The organism is Actinomadura spongiicola (genome assembly GCF_003432485.1).
In the GTDB taxonomy this organism is placed as follows: domain Bacteria; phylum Actinomycetota; class Actinomycetes; order Streptosporangiales; family Streptosporangiaceae; genus Spirillospora; species Spirillospora spongiicola.
In genome coordinates this window covers 971,837-994,235 of record NZ_QVNQ01000001.1, presented here as the reverse complement: position 1 = coordinate 994,235, position 22,399 = coordinate 971,837, and the positions used below count along the sequence as shown (strand labels likewise).

Below are 22,399 nucleotides of genomic sequence, written 5' to 3'. Positions count from 1 at the left end.
AAGCAGCACCGTGCGGTCGCGACCCGGTATGACAAGCTCGCCGTCCGCTACCAGGCCACCATCGAGATCGCCGTGATCGACATCTGGCTCCGAGCCATCACCAAGATCACTTACTAAACAGGCCCTAACCCGAACGGCAGCTCCCCGGACCTCCTGCTGAGCGTCACCCCGGGTTGGGCCATGAAGGCTCGACCATCGCCCAGGGGGCCTAACGGTAAGTCCTCCGCTCGCAGCCGAGATCAGGGCGAGCGGTCCAGGGGGCCTGGACGCGGGCCACCGTGTCGGCGCCAGGTGGCATGGCTCCGAAGTCGCTCCCTCGCTACGGGCTGATTTCAACAGTCCGAGCGCTGGACGCTGTCCCCTCGCGCCTAACCTGGCCGTTGGAGGAGCCGAGTGAAGCGCGGGTGGTTCACAACAAGATGATCGGCGCGGCCGGACGAGTGATCGTGTCTGCCTACGAACGTGGGCGGTGATGGACGCACCGAAACCAGAGCATGAATCAGCGACCTGGACACAAGCGAATTATGCGACGGATGGCGGAGGCACCCCCGAGGCGAGGAGCATCTTGCCTGAACGAGGAACCAGGCCGTGCCCCATGTGGGACATGGGGCACGGCCCGGCCATTCTGGGTCAGAGCACTCAGCACTTCTTCCAGGCGAACTGGTAGAGGGTCCTCACGCTGCCGTCGGCGGAGTCGAAGGAGATAAAGCTCGTCGCGTCGGGGTCCGAGGTTCCCTTCTCCACGCGCAGCTCGGTGTTGATGTTGAAGTTCCGGTTCTCACCGCAGGGCTTGTAGACGAGTTCGGCGACCGGGGTGCGGTCGGTGAACTGCCAGTTGTTAGAGAACTTGCCCTTGATGGTGTGGCTGACGGGCGTCGTCTGGGCCATGCCCTGGTGGTAGTAGCTCGCGCGCTCCAGCCCGGTGTCGCCCTTCGCCAGGTTCGCGTAGCCGCGGTAGTCAGCGCTGGCGATCGCGTAGGTGAAGCCCTGCGGAATTTGGACGGACAGGCTGAGCTGGCAGTTCTTGCGCATGTCGGTCGGGTTCGACTTCCCGCCGGCCTGGGCCGTGTAGTCGCTGTAGGTGACGGTGAAGGCGGTGTTGTCGCTCGACGGGGCCACGGCGGCGGTTCCGGCGCGGCAGCCGGAGCCGTTGACCGTGAGAACCTTCATGGTGATCTTGCCCGGGGGCGGCGGGTCGGCCGCGGCCGATGCCGTCGGGGCCACGCCCGCGGTCAGGGCCAGGCCGGACAGGCAGGCCGCCGCAGCGAACACTCCATTGCGCATGGATCGTTCTCCTTCATGGTAAGGGTGGGGTTAGGGGCAGCGCTTCCACGCGAAGTGGTAGGTCGTCTTGATGCTGCCGTCCGTGGAGTCCATGGCGACGAAGCTGACCTTCGACGCGTCCGATGTGCCCTTCTCGACGCGCAGTTCGGTGTTGATGTTGAAGTTGCGCTGTTCGCCGCACTCCTTCCAGACGAGCTGGGAGACCTCGATTTTGTCCGTGAATTGCCAGTTGTCGTCGTGCGGGCTCTTGATCGAGTGTGTGATCGCACCGGTCTGGGAGCTGCCCTGGAAGTAGTAGCTGGCCTTCTGAGTGGCCTTGGCACCCTTCACCAGATTGGCGTATCCGCGGTAGTCCGTCTGCGCGATGGCGTAGGTGAAGCCCTGCGGCACGTGCACCTTCATGGCGATCTGACAGTTCTTGCGGGCTTCGGTGGGCTTCGACGAGCCGCCCGTCTGCGCCAGGTAGTCGCTGTAGGTGACGGTGAAGGCTTCCTTGTCCTTCGAGATGGCGACCGCGGCGGTGCCGATCGGGCACCCGGAGCCGTTGACGGTGGCGATCTCGACCGTGACCCCATCAGGGCCGCGGGCGAGCAGCGGAGTGGACGCGCCGACAGGGGTGGCGGACACTGCGGTCAGAGCGGCCGCGGCCGCTATCGCAGCAGAACCTGCAATTCCTTTGCGCATGGCGTTCCTCTTTACTGGATTGGCCGCTTCCTTCAGCGGCCAGGGATGAAGATGCCCGACAATTTGGTTCCCAGAATCCCGGAAGTGGCCACAGCGCCAGGATCTGAATGGAGGGTAGCTATCACCTCCAGAAGTGTCAATCGCCACGTTTTTGCCTTTCTATGTTCGAATTAACTTAACAGGCGCACCGTGCAATCTTCGACGTCAGGATCGAAAATCGCATCACACAGGTATTCTTTTGACAAGGAACGTTCCACCGCCTGGTTTACATGACGGAGACCATCGGAATGGAGTCAGAGGATTACGGCACGTTGCGCCTCAGTGCCGCTCACGCCGCGTTCGGTGCGACATGGCGCCCACCACCTGGTTACGCCGGGTGGGTGAGTTTGCTAGGGCCCGGCAATGATGGCAGCGCCGCGGATCGGCCGTGATGACCGAGTACGAGCCTTGGGAACTTGACCCCGCCGTCATCGCAGAAGTCGCCGTCGGCGGCGACTGGGCGGCCTTCCTCGACGGATACGTCGAGATGCTGGCCGCGGTGAGCATGACCGGGCGCCGGCTGACAGCCGAAGAGCTCGGCACCCGGCGCGAGTCTTTTCTGCGGGTAGTACGTCATCCTCAACCCGAGTTCCCTGTAGAGATCCGTCTTGTCATGGGGGTGGGCGTCCGCAACGGCGCGAGCGAGTTCGCCGGTGCGGTGCGACACCTCCGCAAGCCCGTAACCGCTGATCGCCTGGTCGGCTGGGATGGCGCTCACCTCGCCTTCCAACCGGGCGCGTTCCTGCTCGGTTTCGTTGATCCATTTCATGTACGCGCGTCGCGGCGATGGAACAGGACGGCGCCGGCGGCCATCACGGCGGTCGCATACGCGGCGAGGACGCCCAGGCCGGCCCATGGGCCGATGGACTGGGCGGAAGGGTGGTCGGTGTTCTGGACGGCGAGTCCGGCGGACATGGGCGCGTACCTGTCCACCAGGGTGTTCCAGCGTTCGTCGGCGATGAACCGGGCGAGGATCCCGGGCATGTAGAGCAGCGCCAAGACGGTCGAAAGGGCTGTGGCGGTATCGCGTAGAGCGGCGGCCAGACCGAGGCTGAACAGCGCGATGAGGACGAGGTAGAGGAGGGTTCCGCTGGCCGCCCGCATCGCGGGCCAGGTGATCGGGACCAGTGGTGAGGACAGGTCGGCGCCGGGCAGCAGTACATGACCGGCGATCAGGCAGCCGGCCACGCTCATCAGACCGGCGCACAGCGCCGTCGCCGTCACGGTGATCGCCTTGGCCGTCAGGACGCGCAGCCGGCGTGGCTCGGCGGTGAGCGTCGGGACGATCAGTCCGGTGCCGTACTCGGCGCTCATGGTCAGGACGGCCGTGACAATGACGGCGAGCTGGCCCAGTTGGACTCCGGTGAGGCTGAGCCGGACGGGATCGCATCCCGTTGCGGCGCCGCAGGCGGTGGTGTCCGGCCCTGCGGTTCCGAGGATCGGAAGGCTCAGCGCCATCGTCAGGACGGCGGCCGTCCACGGGGTCCAGGCAGTGCTCCGCACGGTGCGCAATTTGGTCCATTCGGCGAGCAATGCGCGCCTCATGCGTCCCTCCGGCGCATCAGCAGCCAGCCCATGACGAGCGTGGCCGCCACATAGGCCGTCAAGATCGCCGGCCCGGTCCACGGACGGCCCGTCCACGGCAGCAGGAACGCGTCGTCGGTCTCCTTGACCTGCTGGATCGACAGCGCGGCCAGGGGCGCCAGCCGCTGCGGCCAGGGACTGCCGGACAACGGCGTGACCACCATCGGCGCGAGGGCCACGGCGACGGCGGCGGGCACGGCCGCCGCGGGGCGACGCAGCACCGCTCCGAGGCCCAGGGCGAACACCGTCATCAGCGACAGGAACGCGGCCGTGCCGACGAGCACTCGAAACACGGTCGGGTCGGCGATCGAAGGGTCCGGGAAGGTAGGCGGGCCGAAGCCCTGTCGGCGCAGCAGCGGCTGGCTCGCCAGGAACGCGGCGACGACGGCCACCAGCGTGGCGGCGAAGGTGACGCCGCCGAGCACGACCGCCTTCGCGGCCAGCACCCGGCCGCGCCGCGGGCTGGCGGTGAACGTCGTGCGGATCAGACCGTGCTGGTATTCGGAGGCGATGAAGGACACGCCCAACGCCAGTAGCGGAACCAGTCCCGCGATGCTGCCCGCTACCGCCGCGATGACCCGGCTTCCGTCGTCGGCCTGCCCGAGGATGTCTCCGGACAGGCCGGCCAGGGTGAAGGCGCCACCGTCGTCCGGCGGTCGAGCGGTGGCCGGGGGTTCCGGCGAATCCGCGCGGCCCACGTCGTCCACGCGCCACCGCGACCAGAGGGCGGGACCCGTCACGCTGATGTTGTCGAAGGTGGCCTTCGCGGGCCCGGTCTTCACCAGCGCCGGCCGCATGGGGACGGCGCGCTCCCCGCCCGGTGCTGTCGCGAACAGGCCGATCTCGGCGACCGGCGGCAGCCCGGGCAGGCTGACCGCGCCGACGCGGCGCCACGTGCGCCCGTCGGCGGACTCGTATCCGCTGATGGTGGCACCCGCCCGAACGAGCTTGAGCCAGCGCGGTGCGCGGTGCGCGCCGCCGGCGATGTCGGTGGTGAAACGCGCCTGCATCCGGACGCCGTGCCCGGGGGTGATCGCAACAGCCGCATACGGCGTCCCGGCGGTGGCGCTCTGCTTGATCATGACACCGGCCATGGCCCAGGGATGGGTGGCGTGCTGTTCGCGTACGCGGGTGACGATCGAGCCGTCGCCGGTGAGCGTCTGGTGCGCGAACCGGAACCGGTCGACGTAGGGCGTCTCGGCGTAGGTGCCCGGGTTCCCCGACGAGATCATGACGGCGAACAAGACGATCAGCCCCATCGCGGCGAGCAGCGACCAGAGGTTGGACGGCACCGACCGGAGCTTCGTCCACTCGGCGTGCATCAGACCGCCGAAGCCGGTGCCCGCCGTCCGCCATCCGGCCGTCACCGCCGCTCCTCCGTCGACGCGGTGTAATCGGTAGCCGCGCGGGTGAGGCGGAGATACGCCTCCTCCAATGAAGCCCGGTGCGCGGTGAGCTCCGAGAACGTCACCCCGGCCGCCGTGACCAGCGCCGCGATCCGGTCGGCGGCCAGGCCGGAGACGATCAGCGAGTCCGGGCCGGAGACGGTCACGGCGGCACCGGCGGACCGCAGCGAGCCGGCCGCCTCGGCCGGCCGCGGGGTCCGCAGGACGTAGCGGCCCTCCGAGGCGGCGTCGCATACGTCGCGCACGGCGGCATCGGCCAGGAGCCGTCCCCGGCCGATGACGACGAGGTGATCGGCGGTGTCCTCGAGCTCGCTCATCAGATGACTGGAGACCAGCACGGTCCGGCCCTGGGCCGCCAGGCCGCGCAGCAGCCCGCGGATCCAGTGCACGCCCTCAGGATCAAGACCGTTCACCGGCTCGTCGAACATCAGTGCCGGCGGGTCACCGAGAAGCGCGGCGGCTATGCCGAGGCGTTGTCTCATCCCCAGGGAGAAGCCGCCGGCCCGGCGCCGCGCCACCTGCGCCAAGCCGACCTGCTCAAGGACCTCCCGGACCCGCCGCACGGGCAGCCCGTTGCTGCGCGCCAACCACCGCAGGTGATCGTCGGCGCGCCGACCCGGATGGATCGCGCCGGCGTCCAACAGCGCCCCCACCTCGCGCAGTGGGGTACGCAGACCGCGGTAGGGACGGCCGCCGATGAGGGCGCTGCCCTCATCGGGCGCGTCCAGGCCGAGGATCAACCGCAGCGTCGTCGATTTGCCGGCTCCGTTGGGGCCGGCGAACCCGGTCACCCGCCCAGGCGGGACGGTGAAGGACAGGCCGTCCACCGCGAGGACACGCCCGTACCGCTTGCGGATGCCCTGGACCTCGATCGTGGGCGCGGCACCTCGTCGATTCGCGTTCACGGCAGCCATCAAAGCCAGCGCCGGAGCGTGGCGCAGGAGGCCGTGGCTCCATCTTGGCGGGAGGGCCAGCCCTACCGCCCAGCGGCGGCTACCCCCCTACCATGGCGGGCATGGCGGCCTCCGGCAGGACGAAGGTGACGACCGCGGCGGAGGCGATCCGCCATCGGCCGTTTCGGTTCGTCCTGTCGGCATGGCCGCTGCGGACGTTCGGCTATGCCGTCTCCGGTGTCCTGACCGGCCTGGCCACCGTGGTCTGGCTGCCGCCCGCGCTGCTGGCTGGAGGAGTGATCCTCACGCCTGAGCTGGTCCGGCCGCTGGTGGCCGTCGAGCGCCGCCGGGTGATGTTGCTCGGGGGCCCGGCCTTGCCGGACCCGCACCGCCCACCGGAACGGCCCGGCTTCGCCCGGTGGCTGCACGGCCGCTGCACCGAGGCAGTCACGTGGAGGGAACTGGCCTTCCTGGTGCTGAACGGCAGCGTCCTGCTGGTCATCAACCTGATGGCGTTGGTGGTCGGGCTCGCCCCGGCGCTGATCTTCGCCAGCGGAGCGGCCAGTTTCGTCGAGTCGGGAGCAGGCGACGGGACGGCGTCGGCGGGATCCGGCGCGAGCGCCGGATCGCCCTTCCTCGCGGGGGGAGCGGCCCTCGCCATCGCGGCCACCGTGATCCTGCTCGGCTACGCCACGGCCGCGGCCGCGATGCTCCAGGCGGAGCTGGCCCGGCTGCTGTTGTCCGCCGACGACGGGAGGATCCGGACGCTGACCCGCTCCCGGGCTCGGCTCATCGACGCCTTCGAGGTCGAACGCCGGCGGATCGAACGCGACCTCCACGACGGCGCCCAGCAACGCCTGCTCCAGCTCGGCATGACCCTCGTCAGGGCTCAGATGGAGCTCGACACCCACCCCGAGGCGGCCAGGTCCCTGATCGCCGAGGCCACTGGCGAGGCCAGATCCGCGCTCACCGAGCTGCGCGAGCTGATACGTGGCATCCATCCGCGGGTGCTCACGGACTTCGGCCTCCCGGCGGCGGTCGCCGAGCTGGCCGACCGGTCGCCGCTGCCGGTGGCCGTCGAACTGGACCTGCCCGGCCGACAACCCGCCGCCGTCGAGTCGGCGGCCTACTTCGTCGTCGCCGAGGCCCTCACGAACGCGGCCAAGCACGCCCGTGCGTCCCGCGTTGAAATCACCGCAACGCTGACCGGCCGGCTCCTGCGCATCGAGATCCACGACGACGGGACCGGCGGCGCGGACCCCGCCAAGGGCAGCGGCCTGACCGGGCTCGCCGACCGCGTCGACGCCCTCGACGGCACCCTGACCCTGACCAGCCCCCAAGGAGGGCCGACCACCGTCCGGCTGGAGCTGCCGTGCTCCGGATAGTGCTCGCCGACGACGCGGTCCTTCCCCGCGAGGGCCTGGTCGCCCTGCTCGACCGCTTCGGTCACCGGGTCGTCGCGTCGGTGGGCGATTCGGCGACGCTGGCCGCCGCCGTCGCCGAACACCGGCCCGATGTCGTGATCACCGACGTGCGGATGCCGCCGACCTTCACCGACGAGGGACTGCGCACCGCCGTCGCCCTGCGCGCCGAGCGGCCGGGCCTGCCGGTGCTCGTCCTCAGCCAGTACGTGGCGACCGCGTACGCCGCCAAGCTGCTGGAGTCGACCGACTCGGGCGGCGTCGGCTACCTGCTCAAGGACCGCGTGCTCGACGTCGGCGACTTCGTGGAAGGAGTCGAACGGGTCGCCGCCGGGGGCTGCGTCATCGAGCCGGAGGTGGTTCGCCAGCTGATCACGCGCCGCAACGATCCCCTCGGCCGCCTCACCCCCCGCGAACGGGAGGTCCTCGCCCTCATGGCCGAGGGACGCTCCAACGCGGCGATCACCAAACGGCTGATGGTCAGCGAGAAGGTGGTCGGCAAGCACATCAACGCCATCTTCACCAAACTCGACCTGCCCGCCGACAGCACCGAAGACCACCGCCGCGTCCGCGCCGTCCTCGCCTACCTCCGCGCATGACCCGTGTCCAAGCGGCGCTGTCGCGCGGATCGGTGATCGAGTTCGCCCAGGTCGTGATCGGCACCGCGTTTCGACCAGGCCACCCCTCGCGACCCCGGCCATGCCCGGACTTGGGTGGTGCTGGTCGACGGAGACCCACACCGGATCCATCTGCTCCAAGCCGAAGCGCCCGCTGCGGCGTGAGGATCCATATCGTCCGCGACCCGATCCACGTCCTGGAATACTGCTGGGCGCGCCGCCCGCTGCCTGCACACCGCTGACGATCCGGACGCTGAACAGCAAGCGCCCGCCCGGATGCGCGGCCTGCTGGCCGGCGACACCGAACAAGGTCTTCGACGACACGAACACCCGAGCCGCCGGGGTCGACTGGGCCCGGAGGTCGACGCCGCGGTATTCCAGATGACGGTGCCCGCGCGTTCGGATGGGGGTGATTCCCTACCCTCGGGCGCTGCCAAGCTCCGGGCCAGCTGTTGGTTCCGCCAACCGTCCAGCATCGCCGCGAACACCTGCTCGTCCGGGCCGAGCAGTCGCACCTGTCGGCCGGCTCCAGGGATCTCCCAGCTCACCTCCGGCCTGGGGCTTTCCGGTCAGCTGTAGACGCGGGGGCCGAGAGGCGAGCTGATCTTCAAACTGTACGGGATCCGGTTCACCGAGCCCGGGTGGGCAAGTGCCTCAAGTGGTGGGGGCCGACCCGTCCGGACAAGCGGGCGGTCGAGCAGGGTCCGGAGGCGGTCGACGTCTGGCGCGAGGCGATCTGGCTCGCAATCCGGATGGGAGCGAGGACGGAGAACGGCGATGTCCTGCTCGCCGACCAGGTCGGGGTCCGCTCAGGCCAGGTCACCGGCCGCGCCTGGGGTGGTGAGCAGGGAAATGCTCCGGTCGGCCGTCGCACCGGGAACCGGTTCTCCGTAAGCGGGATGTCCGCGATCAGCACCCGCGGCCGGATGCACTTCACCGAGTTGTTCGACGCGACGGTTATGTGCCGGTTCCTCGCCTGGCTCGTCGGGCGCTTCGACCGGAAGGTCCATCTGATCGTCGGCCGGCACTCGGCCCACCGCTCCAAGAACGTCCGGGCCTGGCTCGTCGACCACAAAGACGAAATCGAGCTGCACTTCTTGCCTTCGTAGTCACCCGTAGTGAGCCCCGACGAGCCGGTCAACTCCGACCTCAAACGGAGCCTGCCCCACACTCACCGGGGCAGGAACCAGGCCGAACTCGCCGCCGAACCCCGAAGGTTCTTCCACCGCCGACAACGCCATCCCCACCTCGTCACCGGCTACCCCAAAGCTCCGCACGTCCGCTACACCCTCGACAAGTGACCCCAGACGCTTCTGCCGAGGACTAACCAGACGGCGCTTGATGTCAAGGACACTTGACATCAAGGCGCGGCGCTTCGTAGCGTGTCAAGTGTCCTTGACACCGCACCGGAGGAGGGCACCGTGCAAGCGCGTAACGAGGCGAAGGCGAGCGCTCGGCTCGTGCTCTGGACACTCGCCTGGGCAGCGACCGTTGCCCTGGCCAAGTTCGGCCCGCAACTCCTATGGGATCCGCCACAGCGGGTGGCGAGCTGGGCCGCCGTTGCCGTCAATCTCGCCGTGGGCATCGGCTGGATCGTCACCTTCACGCGCTTTCTCCACGCGCTCGATGAGCTGCAACGGAAGATCATGCAGGATGCGCTGGCGGTCACCCTCGGCGTGGGGTGGATCCTCGGATTCACCTATGTCGTTGCGGACGCCGCCAGCCTCGTCACCCGCGACGTCGATATCGCTATCCTCCCCACGCTCATGGGAGTCGTCTTTCTGGTCGCCTTCGCCGTCGGCAAGCTGCGATACCGATGAAGAACCGCATCACAGACCTTCGCGCCGAACGAGGCTGGACGCAGGCCAACCTGGCTCAGCGTGCGGGCGTGTCCAGGCAGACGATCAACGCCATCGAAACAGGGAAATTCGACCCAAGCCTTCCCCTCGCCTTCCGTCTCGCCAAGCTCTTCGACCTGAGCATCGAGGAACTGTTCCTCTATGAATGAACCCGGCCCGGCTTCGACCAGCCGGTACCCGTACGGTGGACGGCCGCCGATGTGCGGGGTGGTGGTCTGGGACATCGCGGCCGTGGTGGACCGGACCCGACGTCTTGATCCGGGCTCACTCGCCCTTGCTGATGGATCCGAACGTCGACATGATCATGTCGTGGGCCTCGTTGGCCGGGTCGATCGGCCCGCCGACCTCCGGCACCCACAACGGCACGGCGGACCAGGGCTTCAGGAATGGCGCGAGTGGCTTACCACCCGCCGCGGCGAAGACTGCAACCATGGATGGCACGGCCAGGTCCGCCACATCGCCTTGCCCGCCGGCCCTCCGTGGTGAGGCCAAGCGCATCACGTTCGGCCGGCGGATCGTCGTGCACGGCAGGTACGGCGAGGTCTCCCTCGCCATCGCCGGGGCCTACCACGGCCCTTCCCACCTGTTCGCCGACCAGCGACTGGTCGCGCCCGCCGCGATGGACCGGCTCGACGGCACCAGCCCCTCGCCCGCCCACAAGGAAGGGGCGGGCGAGGGGCTGGTGAGGGCGCACCATTGGCGGCAGGGACCCGCGGCGGTGGAAGCGGTGCCAACCGACGTGAGCGCACCGCGCACCCGGATCTCGCCTTCCGCTGAGGACATGCGATACGGCGATGCCGGTCCACTCGCTCCTCGGACGGGCCGTCCTAGAGAAGCGAACAGGTGTGCTCCTTCGACGTGCCTCGGCTGCACCCGCCGTCGATTACCAGACCCGCCAGGCCGCAGGGGGCGGCAGCGTGGATCGCATGGTGGAACCAGGGGTTATCGCCGGAAGGGGGTCAGACGCCGAACGCCGCCGGGTAGCGGATGACGCCGCTCGGGACAGGTCGTTCAGGGGTGAGGGCGAGCGCCATCATGTACTTGTCCTCGACGTCGAAGGGCGGGCTGATTCCGAATCCGGAGGCCGGGGTGAAGCCGAAGCGCGGGTAGTACTCGGCGTGGCCGAGCACGAGCACCAGGTTCTCGCCCTGCTCGCGTGCGGCTTGCAGCGCGGCGCGGATGGCGGCGGAACCCGCGCCCTGCCGCTGATGTTCGGGCTTGACGGCGCACGGGCCCAAGGTGAGGGCGGGTGAGTCGCCGACGTGGCAGCGGGTGAGCAGTGCGTATCCGGCGAGCTCGCCGCCGGGGGCCTCGGCCAGCCAGGACAGGCCGGGCAGCCACGCCTGCGGGTCGGCCCGCAGCGCCTCGATGAGGTCGGCCTCGTGCGGAGTGGGGAAGGCGGCAAGGTTGATGTCGCGGATGATGGCGACGTCGTCGGCGCGCTCGGGGCGGGTGGTGAGGGAAGAGCTCATGATCGGGTTCGTCTCCTTGTCGTTCTGCGGGTCCAGGACGTAGCCGGTGTACTGGTAATCCGCGCCGTGCTCGCGGCGCATGTTGATCTCTTGCAGGGTGACCGCGACCGCCTCGCGCATCCCGGGGACGGTCGTGTCGGCGGCGTGGGCGCGCTCTGACAGTGGCGTGTAGTACTGGTCGAACCAGTCGCGGTCGGGGAGTGTGTGCTGCGCGACGACGGCGTACCCTGCGGCGTGCGCCGTGGCGATGTTGTGCTCTTGTGTGCGTAGCGGGTACGCCTGGTCCCAGAACACGCGGGCTTCGGCGGACGGGGAGTCGGTGCTCCATTCGCACTCGGTGACGACCAGCCGGCCGCCTGGGGCGAGCAGCCGCCGCCAGGAGCGCAGCGCGGTGGCGAAGCCGATGAAGTACGCGGATCCTTCGGCCCAGATCAGGTCGAAGCTCTCGTCCGGGAAGGGCAGATCCGCCATCGACGCTCGTATGGTGTGGACGGCGAGGCCCCGGTCAGCGGCGGTTCGTTCCAGTTGGTCGAGGTACGGCTGATGCAGGTCGACGGCCGTGACCTCGGCGCCGGCCTGGGCCAGCACCAGCGAGGAGCGGCCCGGCCCGCAGCCCAAGTCCAGGACGCGCGGGCGCTGCGCCAGCGGCCCGGCCAGGGACAGCAGGTGGCGGGTGGTCGCGTCGGAGCCGGGGCCTTGACGTGCCAGGTTGTCGTACAGGGTGAAGAACGCCGCCACTGTGGGGTCGCTGATCGGGTCGTACGGGCTTTCGGGCAGGGTGGTGCGGCCTTCCGGTGGATGATGAGCGGTCGGGGAGGCCGGTGGGACGCGGCCGGTCATGGCCGCTGGTCCTTAACCCTGTAGGTGTCGCCGAGGGTGGACTTGCCCGCGCCCGAGGGGCCGAGCATCTCGGTGGTGCCGTGCGGCGTCGCGGCCGGCACGTCGATGTTGTGACCGGTGTCGACGGTGGTGAGCAGGATGTCCACGCCGGGTGCCAGAGCTTCGGCCTCGGGGCCGTGGGCCGGGTCCGCCTTGGTCAAGGCGATCATCGGCTGTGCTCCGCTCGCCCAGGCCGGGGCGAGCTGCCGTTCCGGTTTGGCCGCGTCCAGGGACAGGGCCATGACGGCCGTGTCGACGTTGGCGGCGAGCGCCTGTCCGTAGGAGGACCTGGACGTCGACGAGCGCACGATCACGCTGTGCCGCGGCGCGGCCCAGTCGCCGGTGCAGGGCGTCAGGAGCGGGTCGGGCGGGCCCGACGTGGTGATCGCCGTGCACAGGCCGCGATCGACCCGGGAGTTCCGGGCCGGTGTGAGGTCCGCTGCGTAGTGCTCGGTGAAGGTTCGGTCGAATGTGCCGGTCCACCCGTACCGGGACAGGCCGGATGGATCGTTGTACGTGTTTGGCAACGTGAGAGACCCTTGCGGAGAAGGGGCCCCGACGAGACGCGGCCATCACCCCGCCTGGCGAGCCCGATGGCTCCAAGGCTGGGGGAAGAAGTAGGTCAGACCGGGGCCCGGGACGTGAGGTTGGTCCGGGCGCTGCGCATGGCAGCGGTCTTCACCGCGGTCATCAAAACTCACTCCCTCCCACGCCGATCTGATACCGAACGAACAGCAGCCTAGCACCCCGACCAGGTCATTCGTACCGCTGCCGTTCCCGCTCTTGTCCGCCGACGCCTCCTACCAACAACTGGACGCCTCCGACCGTCAACAACGTGAAACCGGACGACCGGGTGAAGGCCGAGCATGTGGCCAGGCGTGCCGACGCCTCCCGTTGCGCGCTGGCCACCGATCGTCTGCCGGGCAGCGGTCGGACCATATCGGATGATGGGTTGCGGTGCCCCTGGCTGCGCGTCTACCGGAATGTGCTGGATCGGGCGACCGCGACAGCGTCGCTGCCATCAGCCTGACAGTGCCGCCGGCTCGCCGCGGTTCCTGCCGGAGGACGAGCGGATCGTCATCGCCGAGATGCTCCAGGGCAAGAACTCCCCGCTTGCGATCGCTGAGAAGCTCTGCCGGCCCCGTCCACAATCAGCCGAGAGGTGCGCCCGCAACCGCGGTCCGCGCACCGGAAAGTACCGCCCATTCCCTGCGCACTGACGTGCGGCGGTGGGGCGGGCGCGTTCCAGGGACGGCGAGATCCGGCGCGACCCGGATGTGCAGCCCTTCGGCCATAGCTCCTCCAACCGAGGGCACAAGGCGCACCTTCCTAGAAGACTTGGCAGGGGTCTGTACGGTACAGACCCCTGCCCTAGTGGCCTCGCTGCGCGGGTGTTTCGACTCGGGGCCGGATTTCGATGCGTCCGGACGGCGGATCGAGCCGAACTTCGGCGCAGCGTTCTTTGACCGGATCCGCTGGCGGTGCCTCTCGGATCAGCGCCAAGAGGCGGATGTCACCGCGCGGTAACTGGCTGGATCCGCAGGGTCTCCCGTTCCGCGGTATTTGGGAACAAGCGGATAGGGATAGAGAGGAATCGCCTCGTTCGCGGCGTGCGGAGAGGATCGCCTGGCGACGATCTCCTTCGGCGGCGTTCCACGCTCGACCCAACTTTCCAGTGCAGACAGGGCGTCGAATCTGTCGTAGCCGGCTCCGCCGGAGCAGTGCGCCATGCCCGGTACCTGGAAGAGCCTCGCGAAGGATTGGGTTGTGGCCAAACCGCCACTGGCCGTGACGAGTTGCTTGTAGTAGTCGACGGTGGCTGCAAGTCCGATGCCTTCGTCGGCGGTGCCGTGGGTGATCAGCAATTTGCCACCGAGTTTCTCGAACCGGCGCAGGTCGGTGGCAGTGGAGTTGTAGACCTTTGCCATCGCCTCCATGTCGGCGGGGTCGTGGTCGAAGGTGAAGTTCAGGGCCGACTTGTTGTAGCCGTCGGACTGCCTGGAGTACGCCATGTATCTCAACCACTGGTTGGCGCCGTGTTCCACGAGTGGCGTGCCGGGCACCCCGGGCATCTCGGTGAGCCAGGGAGTGGCGTTCAGTTCCGACCCGGGTGTCTGCGCCGCGGAGTAGATCACACGCCCTCTGGAGTCCGACGGGAGTGCATACAGCTTCCGCAGAGCGTTGATCTGGACGTTCGAGAAGCACTTCTGTGAAGCCTTGGACGGCTTGCATGCCATGGCGGCGAAATCGGGTTTGCACGCGTCTGGGTCATTGAGGACGCCGTCCGCGCGTCCATCCAACCGGTCGCACTGGTTCAGGATGTACCCGTGGAGCACCGTGAGGTCGGCTGGGCTGAGAACTGCCTTCCCGTTCTTCTCGATCGCCTGAGCCTGCCACGAGAAGGAGGTGCTCAAGCGCCTCTGGTAGTCCAGTACCGGCGCGCTGGCCAGGATTCCATCGAAATCGGCGGGGTAGCGGGACGCGTACCGGACCGCGGAGTTGCCACCCTTCGAGCAGCCCGCCACGTAAGAGTAGTCGGCGGGCTTTCCGTAGTAGGAATTGACGATCTCCTTGGACAAGAGTGTGGCGACGTGATTCGCGCGATACGCGAAGTCGTGCCGCGCCGCGTTGTCGCCTTGAGCCCATGTGGCTTCAAAGCCAGGGGAGCCGGCGTGTCCGCCGTTCGTGGTCACCACCGCGTACCCCCGGGACAGACCCGGATTGCATCCGGATGAGCTGACCGACCCGCAGAATCCCGCGCACGCCACCAGCATGAACCGACCGTTCCACGCCTGAGGGTCCGGCATGCGCAGTTCGAATGCCACCTGCGGGGCGATGTACCCGGACACTTCGCAGTGTCGCGGAGTTGGGACGGTCTCGCCCTTCAGATTGGTCATGACGGCGCCACCGGCGTCTTCCGCTGAGATGGGCACGTCCCGGGCGGATACTTCTCGGCTCGTCAGCAGTTGCGCGTCGCCGGCATCATCCTTGATCCACTCACCGGCCATGGCGGCGCAGCTCGGCTTCTTCCCGCCGAAGAGGTTCTTGTAGGCATTCTTGCTCGCCGCGGCTTCGGCTTTCATGAGCGCTAGTTGAGGATCTTGAGTAGGTGGTGCCGCACCGGGTGTTCTGCCCGCGGCGCTCGCACCAGAACCTGACACCGTGAGCAGCGCGACGAGCACAGCAGTGGAGATACTGACGATCCCGCGCCACCAGTGGGATTTCATTCTTCTAGGTACATGGCTGGGAGAAGGTTTTTCATCTGACGTGGTTACAGCGATGTTCATCCGTGTTCTTCCTGTCGCATGTTGCGCTCTGTCTCAGTGGTTGATGGCGGTCGCGGCCGTGGCGGGTTCGACTCTCCGCTCTGTGCGACGTGCTGGGATGACCACGCAGGCCAGGCCGCCGAGAATGGCGATGGCGCCGAAGAATCCGAAGACCCAGGGGTTGTCGAGGCCGTTGGAGAGGAGGACGCCGCCGATGGTGGGTCCGGTGACGGCGCCGAGCCGGCCGATGCCGGTGGTGAGGCCCAGCGCTGTTCCGCGGACGTCGGTGTCGAAGTAGGTGGCCACGTAGCCGAAGACGATCATCTGGGTGCCGATCGAGCCGAAGCCCGCGGCCACCGTGGCGACGGCCATGACGCCGGTGGGCGGCGCGGACGCCATGACCGCGACCGCGACGGTCGCCACCAGGAACGTGATGGGGGCGACGCGTCGGGCCCCGAGCCGGTCGGCGAGGGCGGAGCCGCTGATCCCACCCACGACGGCTCCGAGGTTGAGGAGGAGCTGGAAGGTCAACGCCGAGGAGAGGTCGTAGTCGGCCTTGCGCATGAGCTCCGGCAGCCAGGTGTTGAGGCCGAAGACGAGCAGGAAGCCCGCGAAGTTGGCCACCGCGAAAAGCGCCAGAGCGAGGATCGCCCGCCCCTCGGTGAGCTCACGCAGGGGCGACCTGCCCGCCGTCGGGGTCTTGCTCGACGTGGTGGGGGCGGTTTCGGGGATGTAGCGCCAGGCGAGCGGCACGACCGTGACGAGAGCGATTCCGCCGAAGGCCCACATGCCGCGGAAGCCGACCTCGTCGAGGAACGTCAGCGCGGCGAGTGCGGCGAGTACCCCGCCGACGGGCAGGCCGGCGAGCATGATCGCGTTGAGGCGTTGACGTTCGTGCGGGCGTGCCACCTCCACGACCAGGGCGACGGCGACCGGCGCGACGCCACCGAATCCGAGGCCGGCGACGAACCGGAAGACGCCCAGGATCGCCGGGGTGGGCGCCGTCGCCGCCAACAGCATCATCGTCGAGTACAGGATCAGGCAGCCCAGCAGCACCCTGCGACGACCGAAGCGATCGGTGAGCGGCCCCGATGCCAGCGCTCCGAACATCATGCCCAGGAGCGCGTAGCTTCCGAGCGTGCCGACTTCGGCCGGCGTCAGCGCCCACTCCTCGTAGGCGAGCAGGGAGGGAACGGTCGACCCGTAAATGATCAGGTCGTAGCCGTCGAAGACGATCGCCGCGAAGCAGATGAACACCACCATGTACCGATTGGGTCTGCGGCTGGGTTTGGGGCCGAACACAGTCATGTCACCGCTCCGGAAGAGTGAGGCAGCAGGTGTGGTATGGGCCACACCATGGCGCATGTGCGACACGGATGTCAATATTTAGACGCTCACGTTGTGATGCGGGCTTCCAAGTCGCTATCGTGACTCACATGTCATCCCAGCCGGGGGAAACCGTCCCCACCGAAGACGGGCACGTGCCTTACGACGACGAAAGCGCCGAGCGCTACCGGAGGGAACGGTGGTGGTCGGGCCGGACTCTGCCCGCCGAGCTTGAGCACGCGGCCACGCTGCGTTCCGGCAACCAGGCACTGATCACCCCCGAGGTCGCGTGGACCTACGAAGAGCTGTTCGACAACGCGCGAGCCTTTGCCCGCGGGCTGGCGAACCTGGGTGTGCGGCCGGGCGAGGCAGCGATGTTCCAGATGGGCAACGTCGCCGAGACCGTGGTCAGCTACCTGGGATGCCTGCTGGCCGGCGTGCGGCCAGTGTGCACGCTGCCCCAGCACGGAACCCGAGAAATCGGCCTACTGGCCGATCACACGGGGGCCCGAATCCTGTTCACCCAGGGTGACTACGGAACCGGCCAACTGCTCTCGCAGGCGAAGGAGATGCTCGCCCAAGCGTCGGTGGAGAAGGTGGTGGTCGCCCGCGCACCGACGTTCGACGGCGCAACCGGCTACGAGGAGGTGTTGGCCGCGGGACGCGGGGACACCCCGTTGCCGTACCTGGACGTCGACCCGGGCGGCATCGCGGCCTTCCAGCTCTCCGGCGGCACGACCGGGCTGCCGAAGGTGGCACCCCGGCTGCATGAGGAGTACACCTACAACTCCCGCGCCTGGGCACAGGCGATGCGGTATTCACCGCGGACACGGGTGCTCTACCCGCTCCCAATCATGCACAACGCCGGCATCTCACTGGCACTCCAGCCGGCCGTCCTCGCCGGCGCCTGCCTCATCGTGGCACCCACCGCCGCGATGGGCGACCTGGTGGCGCTCATCGAGGAGCACCGCCCCGACGTGCTGCCCCTCATGCCCCCGGCCCTGGTGATCCGGCTCCTGGAGGCCCCGGGGGTGCGCGAAGCGGATCTTGGCAGCGTGCGCGACTTCGTGGTCGGCGGCCAGAAACTTCCCGTCAACGTCGCGGAGCGGCTCCGCGACGAGCTCGGCATCCGGGTGCGCCAGATGTTCGGCATGGCCGAGGGCATGTTCCTGCTCACTCCGGCCGGGTCGAGCGAGGCTGTCCGGCACCACACCGTCGGTGCCCCGATCTCCCCGGGCGATGAGGTCCGCATCCTGGCCCCCGGCAGCGAGGCCGAGGCCGCCGAGGGTGAGCTCGGGGAGCTCGCCGCCCGCGGCCCCTACACGATCCGCGGCTACTACCGTGCCGAGGCGCACAACACGAACGCATTCACCCGCGACGGTTTCTACCGGACGGGAGACCTAGCCCGGCGGCACGTCACCGAGGAAGGGGTCTTCTACTCCATCGAGGGCCGTATCAAGGAGGTCATCAACCGTGGGGCGGAAAAGATCCACGCAGAGGAGGTCGAGGAGCTCATCGTCCAGCACCCCGATGTGAGCACCGCCGCGTTGGTGGCGATGCCCGACCCGGTGCTCGGTGAGAAGGGCTGCGCATACCTGGTCCTCGAACCCGGAGCCGAGCCCCTGACCGTCGCCGGCCTCGGGGACCACCTCCTCGCCCTGGGATTGGCCAAGTACAAGCTCCCCGAGCGCGTCGAGATCGTGGACGCGTTCCCACTGACCAACGTCGGCAAGATCTCCAAAAAGCACCTGCGCGACGACATCGAGCACAAGATCGCAGCCGAGGCCGCACAGGAGGAGCGATGACCGGGACGATCGAAATCATCGGGGGCGGCCCTGCCGGCCTGTATGTCGCACGGCTGCTCAAGCTCAGGGAGCCCAGCCTCCAGGTCACGGTCCACGAACGCATGGGCGGCGACTCGGAGACCTTCGGCTTCGGCGTCGGCCTCACCGAGTCGACCATGCGCAACCTCGCCGCCGCCGACCCCGCCACGGCCGAGCACGTCCGCGCGGCCTCCTACGCCGGCCACGACCTCCGGTTGAAGGGACACGACGCGACCGTCACCCTCCACGGCGCCCGCAACCTGGCCATTGGTCGAGCGACGCTGCTGGAGATCCTCTCCGCGGCGGCCACCGAGGCCGGCGTGGAGATCCGGCGTGGCTGCGACATCGACGCCGCGCAACTGGACGCGGACGTGGTGATCGCCGCCGATGGGGTGCGCAGTGGCACACGTGAGAAGTACGCCGCCGAGCTGGGCGTACGCTCCAGCCTGGGACGGACCCGCTTCGTGTGGTGTGGCGCCGACTACGCGGTGGATTCGGCGTTCTTCTCCGCCGTCCAGCGCGGCGAGGAGCTCTTCGTCCTACACGCCTACCCCTATGCCGGTGACCGCAGTACTTTCCTCATCGAGGTCGACGACCGCACCTGGCACTCCGCCGAACTGGAGGATTTCGACGCCCAGGCGCCGACAGGAGAGACCGACCACGCCAGCGTCGCCCTCCTCGAGGACGTGTTCGCCCCAGAACTCCGTGGCCGCAAGCTGCTGACCAACCGGACCCGGTGGAGTCGGTTCACCAACCTGACCCTTGAGCGCTGGTCGATCGACAATGTGGTGCTGCTTGGCGACGCCGCGCACACCGCCCACTACACGCTCGGCTCGGGCACCAAGCTCGCCCTGGAGGACGCGATCATCCTCGCCGACGCACTCACCGGCGAATCGTCGACCGCGGCGGCGTTCACCGCCTACGAGGCGGCGCGGCGCCCACCGGTGGAACGCTTCACGAAGCTCGCCCATCGCAGCCAGGCATGGTGGGAAAGCTACCGCCTCCGCGCCCACCTGCCCGCGGAGCGGCTCGCCCTGTCCTACATGACCCGGTCGGGCAACCTCACCCTGACCGACTACGCCGCCGAGCAACTCGACAGCGCCAGGCGTGCGCTGGCCTGGCTGGGCGACGGCGTCCCGGACAACGCGGCGGAACTCGACGCGTGGGTGCTCTCACGCCCCCTGGCCGAAGCGGAGCTCGCCTTGCCTGCACGCCTGCTCACCCGGAACCGCCTGCCCACCGGCACCGCCCTGCACGAGGTCACCTGGGACGACCCGGACGTGTGGAGCGCACCGGCCGATGCCCTGATCGCCACCCTGACCGGTAGTGTCGGCCTCCCCGTGCTGCTCACCGGGCCACGGACACCCGAAGCGGTCGCCGCGCGCATCGACCTGGCCGAACGGCTTCGCTTCGAGGGCGAGCGTCCCGTCGGTGTGTTCCTGGACGGCGAGGATGGCCCCGCCGCCGCCGCTACCACGGTCGCGGCAGGACGTGCGGACTTCGTGGTGACGCCATGACCATCGCGTCCGGCACCCCGAAGACGACTCAGTACACTGCCAGCATGGCCCAGGCACCCGCCCCCAAGGAACCGCGCAGTGCCCTGAGTCGGCAACTGGTCACTTCCGAGCTTCTCGACACCGCCACGGCGCTGTTCGCCGAGAAGGGGTACGAGTCGACCACCCTCCTCGACATCGCCAAGGCGCTGGGGATCTCCCGGCCGGGGCTGTACAACTACGTCAGCAGCAAGGAAGAGCTGCTGACCATGCTGGTGGAGCAGGTCAGCCAGGGGCTGGCCGACGTGCTCGAGCGGCTCACGGCGCGCGCCGACCTGTCGCCCACCGAGAAGCTGCGCGACGTCGTCGCCCTTCTGGTGCGCCAGCGCGCCGAACACCCTGACCAGTTCCGGATCCTCGACCGTTCCGAGACGGTCCTGCCCGAACCTGTCGGCAGCGAGCATCGCGAGGCCAGGCGCAAGATTCTGCGCGAGGTCATGGCGATCATCGAAGCCGGCATCGACAGCGGTGAGTTCCGCCAGGTCGACGCCCGGACCGCGGCGTTGTCCCTGCTCGGCATGTGCAACTGGGTCGCCTGGTGGTTCTCCCGCGACTCCGACGTCGAGGAGACCGTCGCCACCGTCACCGACCTCGCCCAGAACATGCTCCTCGCCCAAGGGTCGGCGAGCACCTCAGCCGAGACCGTGCGCTCCGTCGAGGAGATCCGCATGATTCTCGACCGCATCGCACCCCGCCGCTGAATCCCGGCCACCGCGGCCCTCCTACCCGTCCCAGCCCTGCTGAGAGATCGATCTCGCACACCCTCCGCTGACATTTCTGTTGCAATATCGACAAAGCTGTTTGCCGGGTTGTGCGCAAAAGGAGACACCGTGTCCACACCCCACCGCGTCGGTCTCATCGTGCCGAGTACCAACGTCACCGTCGAGACCGAAATCCCCCGCATCCTGCGGCGGACGGGGATCGAATTCTCGTTTCACTCCTCCCGGATGCGGATGCACGCCGTCACTCGAGAGGAACTGCGCGCGATGAACACCCAGCGGGAGCGCTGCGTCCTCGAGATCGGCGACGCCGGTGTCGATGCGGTCCTCTACGCCTGCCTCGTCGCGATCATGGCGATGGGCCCCGGCCACCACCGCCACGCCGAGTCTCGCATCGCCGAACAACTCGGATCCGGCGGCTCCGAGACCAAGGTCCTGTCCAGTGCCGGCGCCCTGCTCAACGGCCTCGGGGCGCTCCAGGCCGAACGCGTGGCGCTCGTGATGCCGTATATGAAGCCGCTGGCCAAGCAGGTCGTGGCCTACATCGAGGCCGAGGGCGTCCAGGTCGCGGACTGGCGCGCGCTTGAGGTCGCCGACAACAGGGAGGTCGGGTGCATCCCGGGCGACCGGGTGCTCGAGGCCGCACGCCGCATGGACCTGACCGACCTCGACGCTCTGGTGCTCTCCTGTTGCGTGCAGATGCCCTCCCTCGATCTCGTCCAGGCCGCCGAGGACGAGTTCGGACTCCCGGTCCTCTCCGCGGCCACCGCCGGCGCGTACTCGATCCTGCGCAGCCTCGGCCTACCCGTCGAGATCCCGGCGGCCGGCTCGCTGCTGCGCGCCGACAGCGTCCCCGCCACCCAGTGAGCACCCGCCCGATCACCGAAGGAGATCACATGTCCCACGACCGCCCCGACCAGGCCAAGCCGGTCCACCGAGTGCGCGGCGTCGACCACGCGGCCTTCCCCACCTTCGACCCCAACGCCACCGTGCGGTTCTACCGCGACATCTTGCGGTTCCCCGTGGTCCACTCGATCTGCGCCGCCGGCTGGGGACCCGAAAGACACCCCGACTTCGTCCACTTCTTCTTCGACATCGGCAACGGCGACCGGCTCGCGTTCTTCTACTACTTCGGCTGGCAACCCGCCGGCGACCAGACCGCACCCGGCGACGCGTGGGCCAGGCTGCCCCACGACACCCCGCAGTTCTTCAAGAACTCCCGGCACATCGCCCTCAACGTGGCCGACGAGGAGGACCTGCTGGAGTACCGCCGGCGGCTTGACGAGTCCGAGTGGCCCGTGGAGATGCAGGTGATGCACGAGACCATCGAGTCCATCTACACCCACGACCCGAACGGGTACATGCTCGAAATCACTCGACAGCTGCGGCCTGTCACCCCCCAAGAGGACCTCGACGCCCAGCTCACGATCGCGGCGCTGTGCGACGTCACCGCCGGGGAAGCGCCCTCGATGGACAAGCTGCTCGCCCGCAAGGCCGAGCTGATCGTGGAACGTGCCGCCGCATGGGAGATCGAGCAGCCCGGCTGGTGCGACGACGAGAGGGAGCTGATCTGA

General features: G+C 68.6%; 22 protein-coding genes and 1 pseudogene. 11 read left to right on the top strand and 12 right to left on the bottom strand.

The window, feature by feature from the left end; all coding sequences use genetic code 11:
- Positions 1–639 precede the first annotated feature (639 nt).
- From D0T12_RS04670 to D0T12_RS04645, 6 genes are all read right to left on the bottom strand, one after another.
- On the bottom strand, positions 640–1,284 hold the full coding sequence (locus D0T12_RS04670; protein WP_117397959.1) for a DUF4360 domain-containing protein: 645 nt from the start codon (positions 1,282–1,284) through the stop codon (positions 640–642).
- A gap of 30 nt (positions 1,285–1,314) precedes the next feature.
- The gene (locus tag D0T12_RS04665; protein ID WP_117397958.1) at positions 1,315–1,968 is read right to left on the bottom strand and encodes a DUF4360 domain-containing protein; all 654 of its coding nucleotides are present in this window, start codon (positions 1,966–1,968) and stop codon (positions 1,315–1,317) included.
- 367 nt (positions 1,969–2,335) lie between these two features.
- A complete protein-coding gene (locus D0T12_RS04660) occupies positions 2,336–2,776 on the bottom strand; it encodes a hypothetical protein (RefSeq protein WP_117397957.1) in 441 nt (146 codons plus the stop codon).
- Positions 2,773–3,552, bottom strand: a complete 780-nt coding sequence (locus D0T12_RS04655) for an ABC transporter permease (RefSeq protein ID WP_117397956.1) — start codon at positions 3,550–3,552, stop codon at positions 2,773–2,775. The genes D0T12_RS04660 and D0T12_RS04655 overlap by 4 nt, the downstream gene beginning before the upstream one ends.
- Entirely contained in the window at positions 3,549–4,958 is a 1,410-nt protein-coding gene (locus D0T12_RS04650; RefSeq protein WP_117397955.1) for an ABC transporter permease subunit, read from the bottom strand. Before D0T12_RS04650 ends, D0T12_RS04655 begins: the two co-directional genes overlap by 4 nt.
- Complete coding sequence (locus D0T12_RS04645) at positions 4,955–5,902, bottom strand: ABC transporter ATP-binding protein (protein WP_233525839.1); 948 nt, start codon at positions 5,900–5,902, stop codon at positions 4,955–4,957. Before D0T12_RS04645 ends, D0T12_RS04650 begins: the two co-directional genes overlap by 4 nt.
- A 110-nt stretch (positions 5,903–6,012) precedes the next feature.
- On the opposite strand from D0T12_RS04645, the gene D0T12_RS04640 reads away from it, so the two are divergent.
- The 6 genes from D0T12_RS04640 (at position 6,013) to D0T12_RS04620 (ending at position 9,936) form a co-directional block, all read left to right on the top strand.
- A complete protein-coding gene (locus D0T12_RS04640) occupies positions 6,013–7,275 on the top strand; it encodes a sensor histidine kinase (RefSeq protein WP_117398057.1) in 1,263 nt (420 codons plus the stop codon).
- Entirely contained in the window at positions 7,263–7,910 is a 648-nt protein-coding gene (locus D0T12_RS04635) for a response regulator transcription factor (RefSeq protein ID WP_199487279.1), read from the top strand. Before D0T12_RS04640 ends, D0T12_RS04635 begins: the two co-directional genes overlap by 13 nt.
- 659 nt (positions 7,911–8,569) lie before the next feature.
- On the top strand, positions 8,570–9,037 hold the full coding sequence (locus tag D0T12_RS35805) for a transposase (RefSeq protein ID WP_199487278.1): 468 nt from the start codon (positions 8,570–8,572) through the stop codon (positions 9,035–9,037).
- A 9-nt stretch (positions 9,038–9,046) separates the two neighbouring features.
- On the top strand, positions 9,047–9,229 hold the full coding sequence (locus D0T12_RS35800; RefSeq protein WP_199487277.1) for a hypothetical protein: 183 nt from the start codon (positions 9,047–9,049) through the stop codon (positions 9,227–9,229).
- Between the two features lie 120 nt (positions 9,230–9,349).
- Positions 9,350–9,748, top strand: coding sequence for a hypothetical protein (locus tag D0T12_RS04625; protein ID WP_147339377.1), 399 nt, complete (start codon positions 9,350–9,352; stop codon positions 9,746–9,748).
- On the top strand, positions 9,745–9,936 hold the full coding sequence (locus D0T12_RS04620; protein ID WP_117397952.1) for a helix-turn-helix transcriptional regulator: 192 nt from the start codon (positions 9,745–9,747) through the stop codon (positions 9,934–9,936). Before D0T12_RS04625 ends, D0T12_RS04620 begins: the two co-directional genes overlap by 4 nt.
- Positions 9,937–10,051: 115 nt before the next feature.
- On the opposite strand, the gene D0T12_RS35245 is transcribed toward D0T12_RS04620, so the two are convergent.
- From D0T12_RS35245 to D0T12_RS04600, 6 genes and pseudogenes are all read right to left on the bottom strand, one after another.
- Entirely contained in the window at positions 10,052–10,342 is a 291-nt protein-coding gene (locus tag D0T12_RS35245; protein ID WP_158581413.1) for a hypothetical protein, read from the bottom strand.
- A 404-nt stretch (positions 10,343–10,746) separates the two neighbouring features.
- Positions 10,747–11,259: a GNAT family N-acetyltransferase gene (locus D0T12_RS35795; RefSeq protein WP_233525849.1), complete on the bottom strand. Its 513-nt coding sequence runs from the start codon at positions 11,257–11,259 to the stop codon at positions 10,747–10,749.
- Positions 11,260–11,568: 309 nt separating this feature from the next.
- Positions 11,569–12,099 (bottom strand): annotated as a pseudogene (locus D0T12_RS36365) (class I SAM-dependent methyltransferase); the annotation flags it as partial.
- Positions 12,096–12,665, bottom strand: coding sequence for a GTPase RsgA (rsgA, locus tag D0T12_RS04610; RefSeq protein ID WP_117397950.1), 570 nt, complete (start codon positions 12,663–12,665; stop codon positions 12,096–12,098). The pseudogene D0T12_RS36365 and the gene rsgA, both read right to left, overlap by 4 nt.
- Before the next feature lie 966 nt (positions 12,666–13,631).
- Complete coding sequence (locus D0T12_RS04605) at positions 13,632–15,221, bottom strand: tannase/feruloyl esterase family alpha/beta hydrolase (RefSeq protein WP_158581412.1); 1,590 nt, start codon at positions 15,219–15,221, stop codon at positions 13,632–13,634.
- 237 nt (positions 15,222–15,458) lie between these two features.
- Positions 15,459–16,667, bottom strand: a complete 1,209-nt coding sequence (locus D0T12_RS04600) for an MFS transporter (protein ID WP_199487276.1) — start codon at positions 16,665–16,667, stop codon at positions 15,459–15,461.
- Between the two features lie 173 nt (positions 16,668–16,840).
- On the opposite strand from D0T12_RS04600, the gene D0T12_RS04595 reads away from it, so the two are divergent.
- From D0T12_RS04595 to D0T12_RS04575, 5 genes are all read left to right on the top strand, one after another.
- Positions 16,841–18,535 (top strand): AMP-binding protein, encoded by a 1,695-nt coding sequence (locus D0T12_RS04595; protein WP_117397947.1) that lies wholly within the window; start codon positions 16,841–16,843, stop codon positions 18,533–18,535.
- Entirely contained in the window at positions 18,532–20,070 is a 1,539-nt protein-coding gene (locus D0T12_RS04590; RefSeq protein ID WP_117397946.1) for an FAD-dependent monooxygenase, read from the top strand. Before D0T12_RS04595 ends, D0T12_RS04590 begins: the two co-directional genes overlap by 4 nt.
- A gap of 44 nt (positions 20,071–20,114) precedes the next feature.
- Positions 20,115–20,807, top strand: a complete 693-nt coding sequence (locus D0T12_RS04585; RefSeq protein ID WP_117398056.1) for a TetR/AcrR family transcriptional regulator — start codon at positions 20,115–20,117, stop codon at positions 20,805–20,807.
- Between the two features lie 129 nt (positions 20,808–20,936).
- Positions 20,937–21,692 carry a maleate cis-trans isomerase family protein gene (locus D0T12_RS04580; RefSeq protein ID WP_117397945.1) on the top strand — a complete coding sequence of 252 codons (756 nt, stop codon included), beginning with the start codon at positions 20,937–20,939 and terminating at the stop codon, positions 21,690–21,692.
- Positions 21,693–21,721: 29 nt separating this feature from the next.
- The gene (locus D0T12_RS04575) at positions 21,722–22,399 is read left to right on the top strand and encodes a VOC family protein (protein WP_117397944.1); all 678 of its coding nucleotides are present in this window, start codon (positions 21,722–21,724) and stop codon (positions 22,397–22,399) included.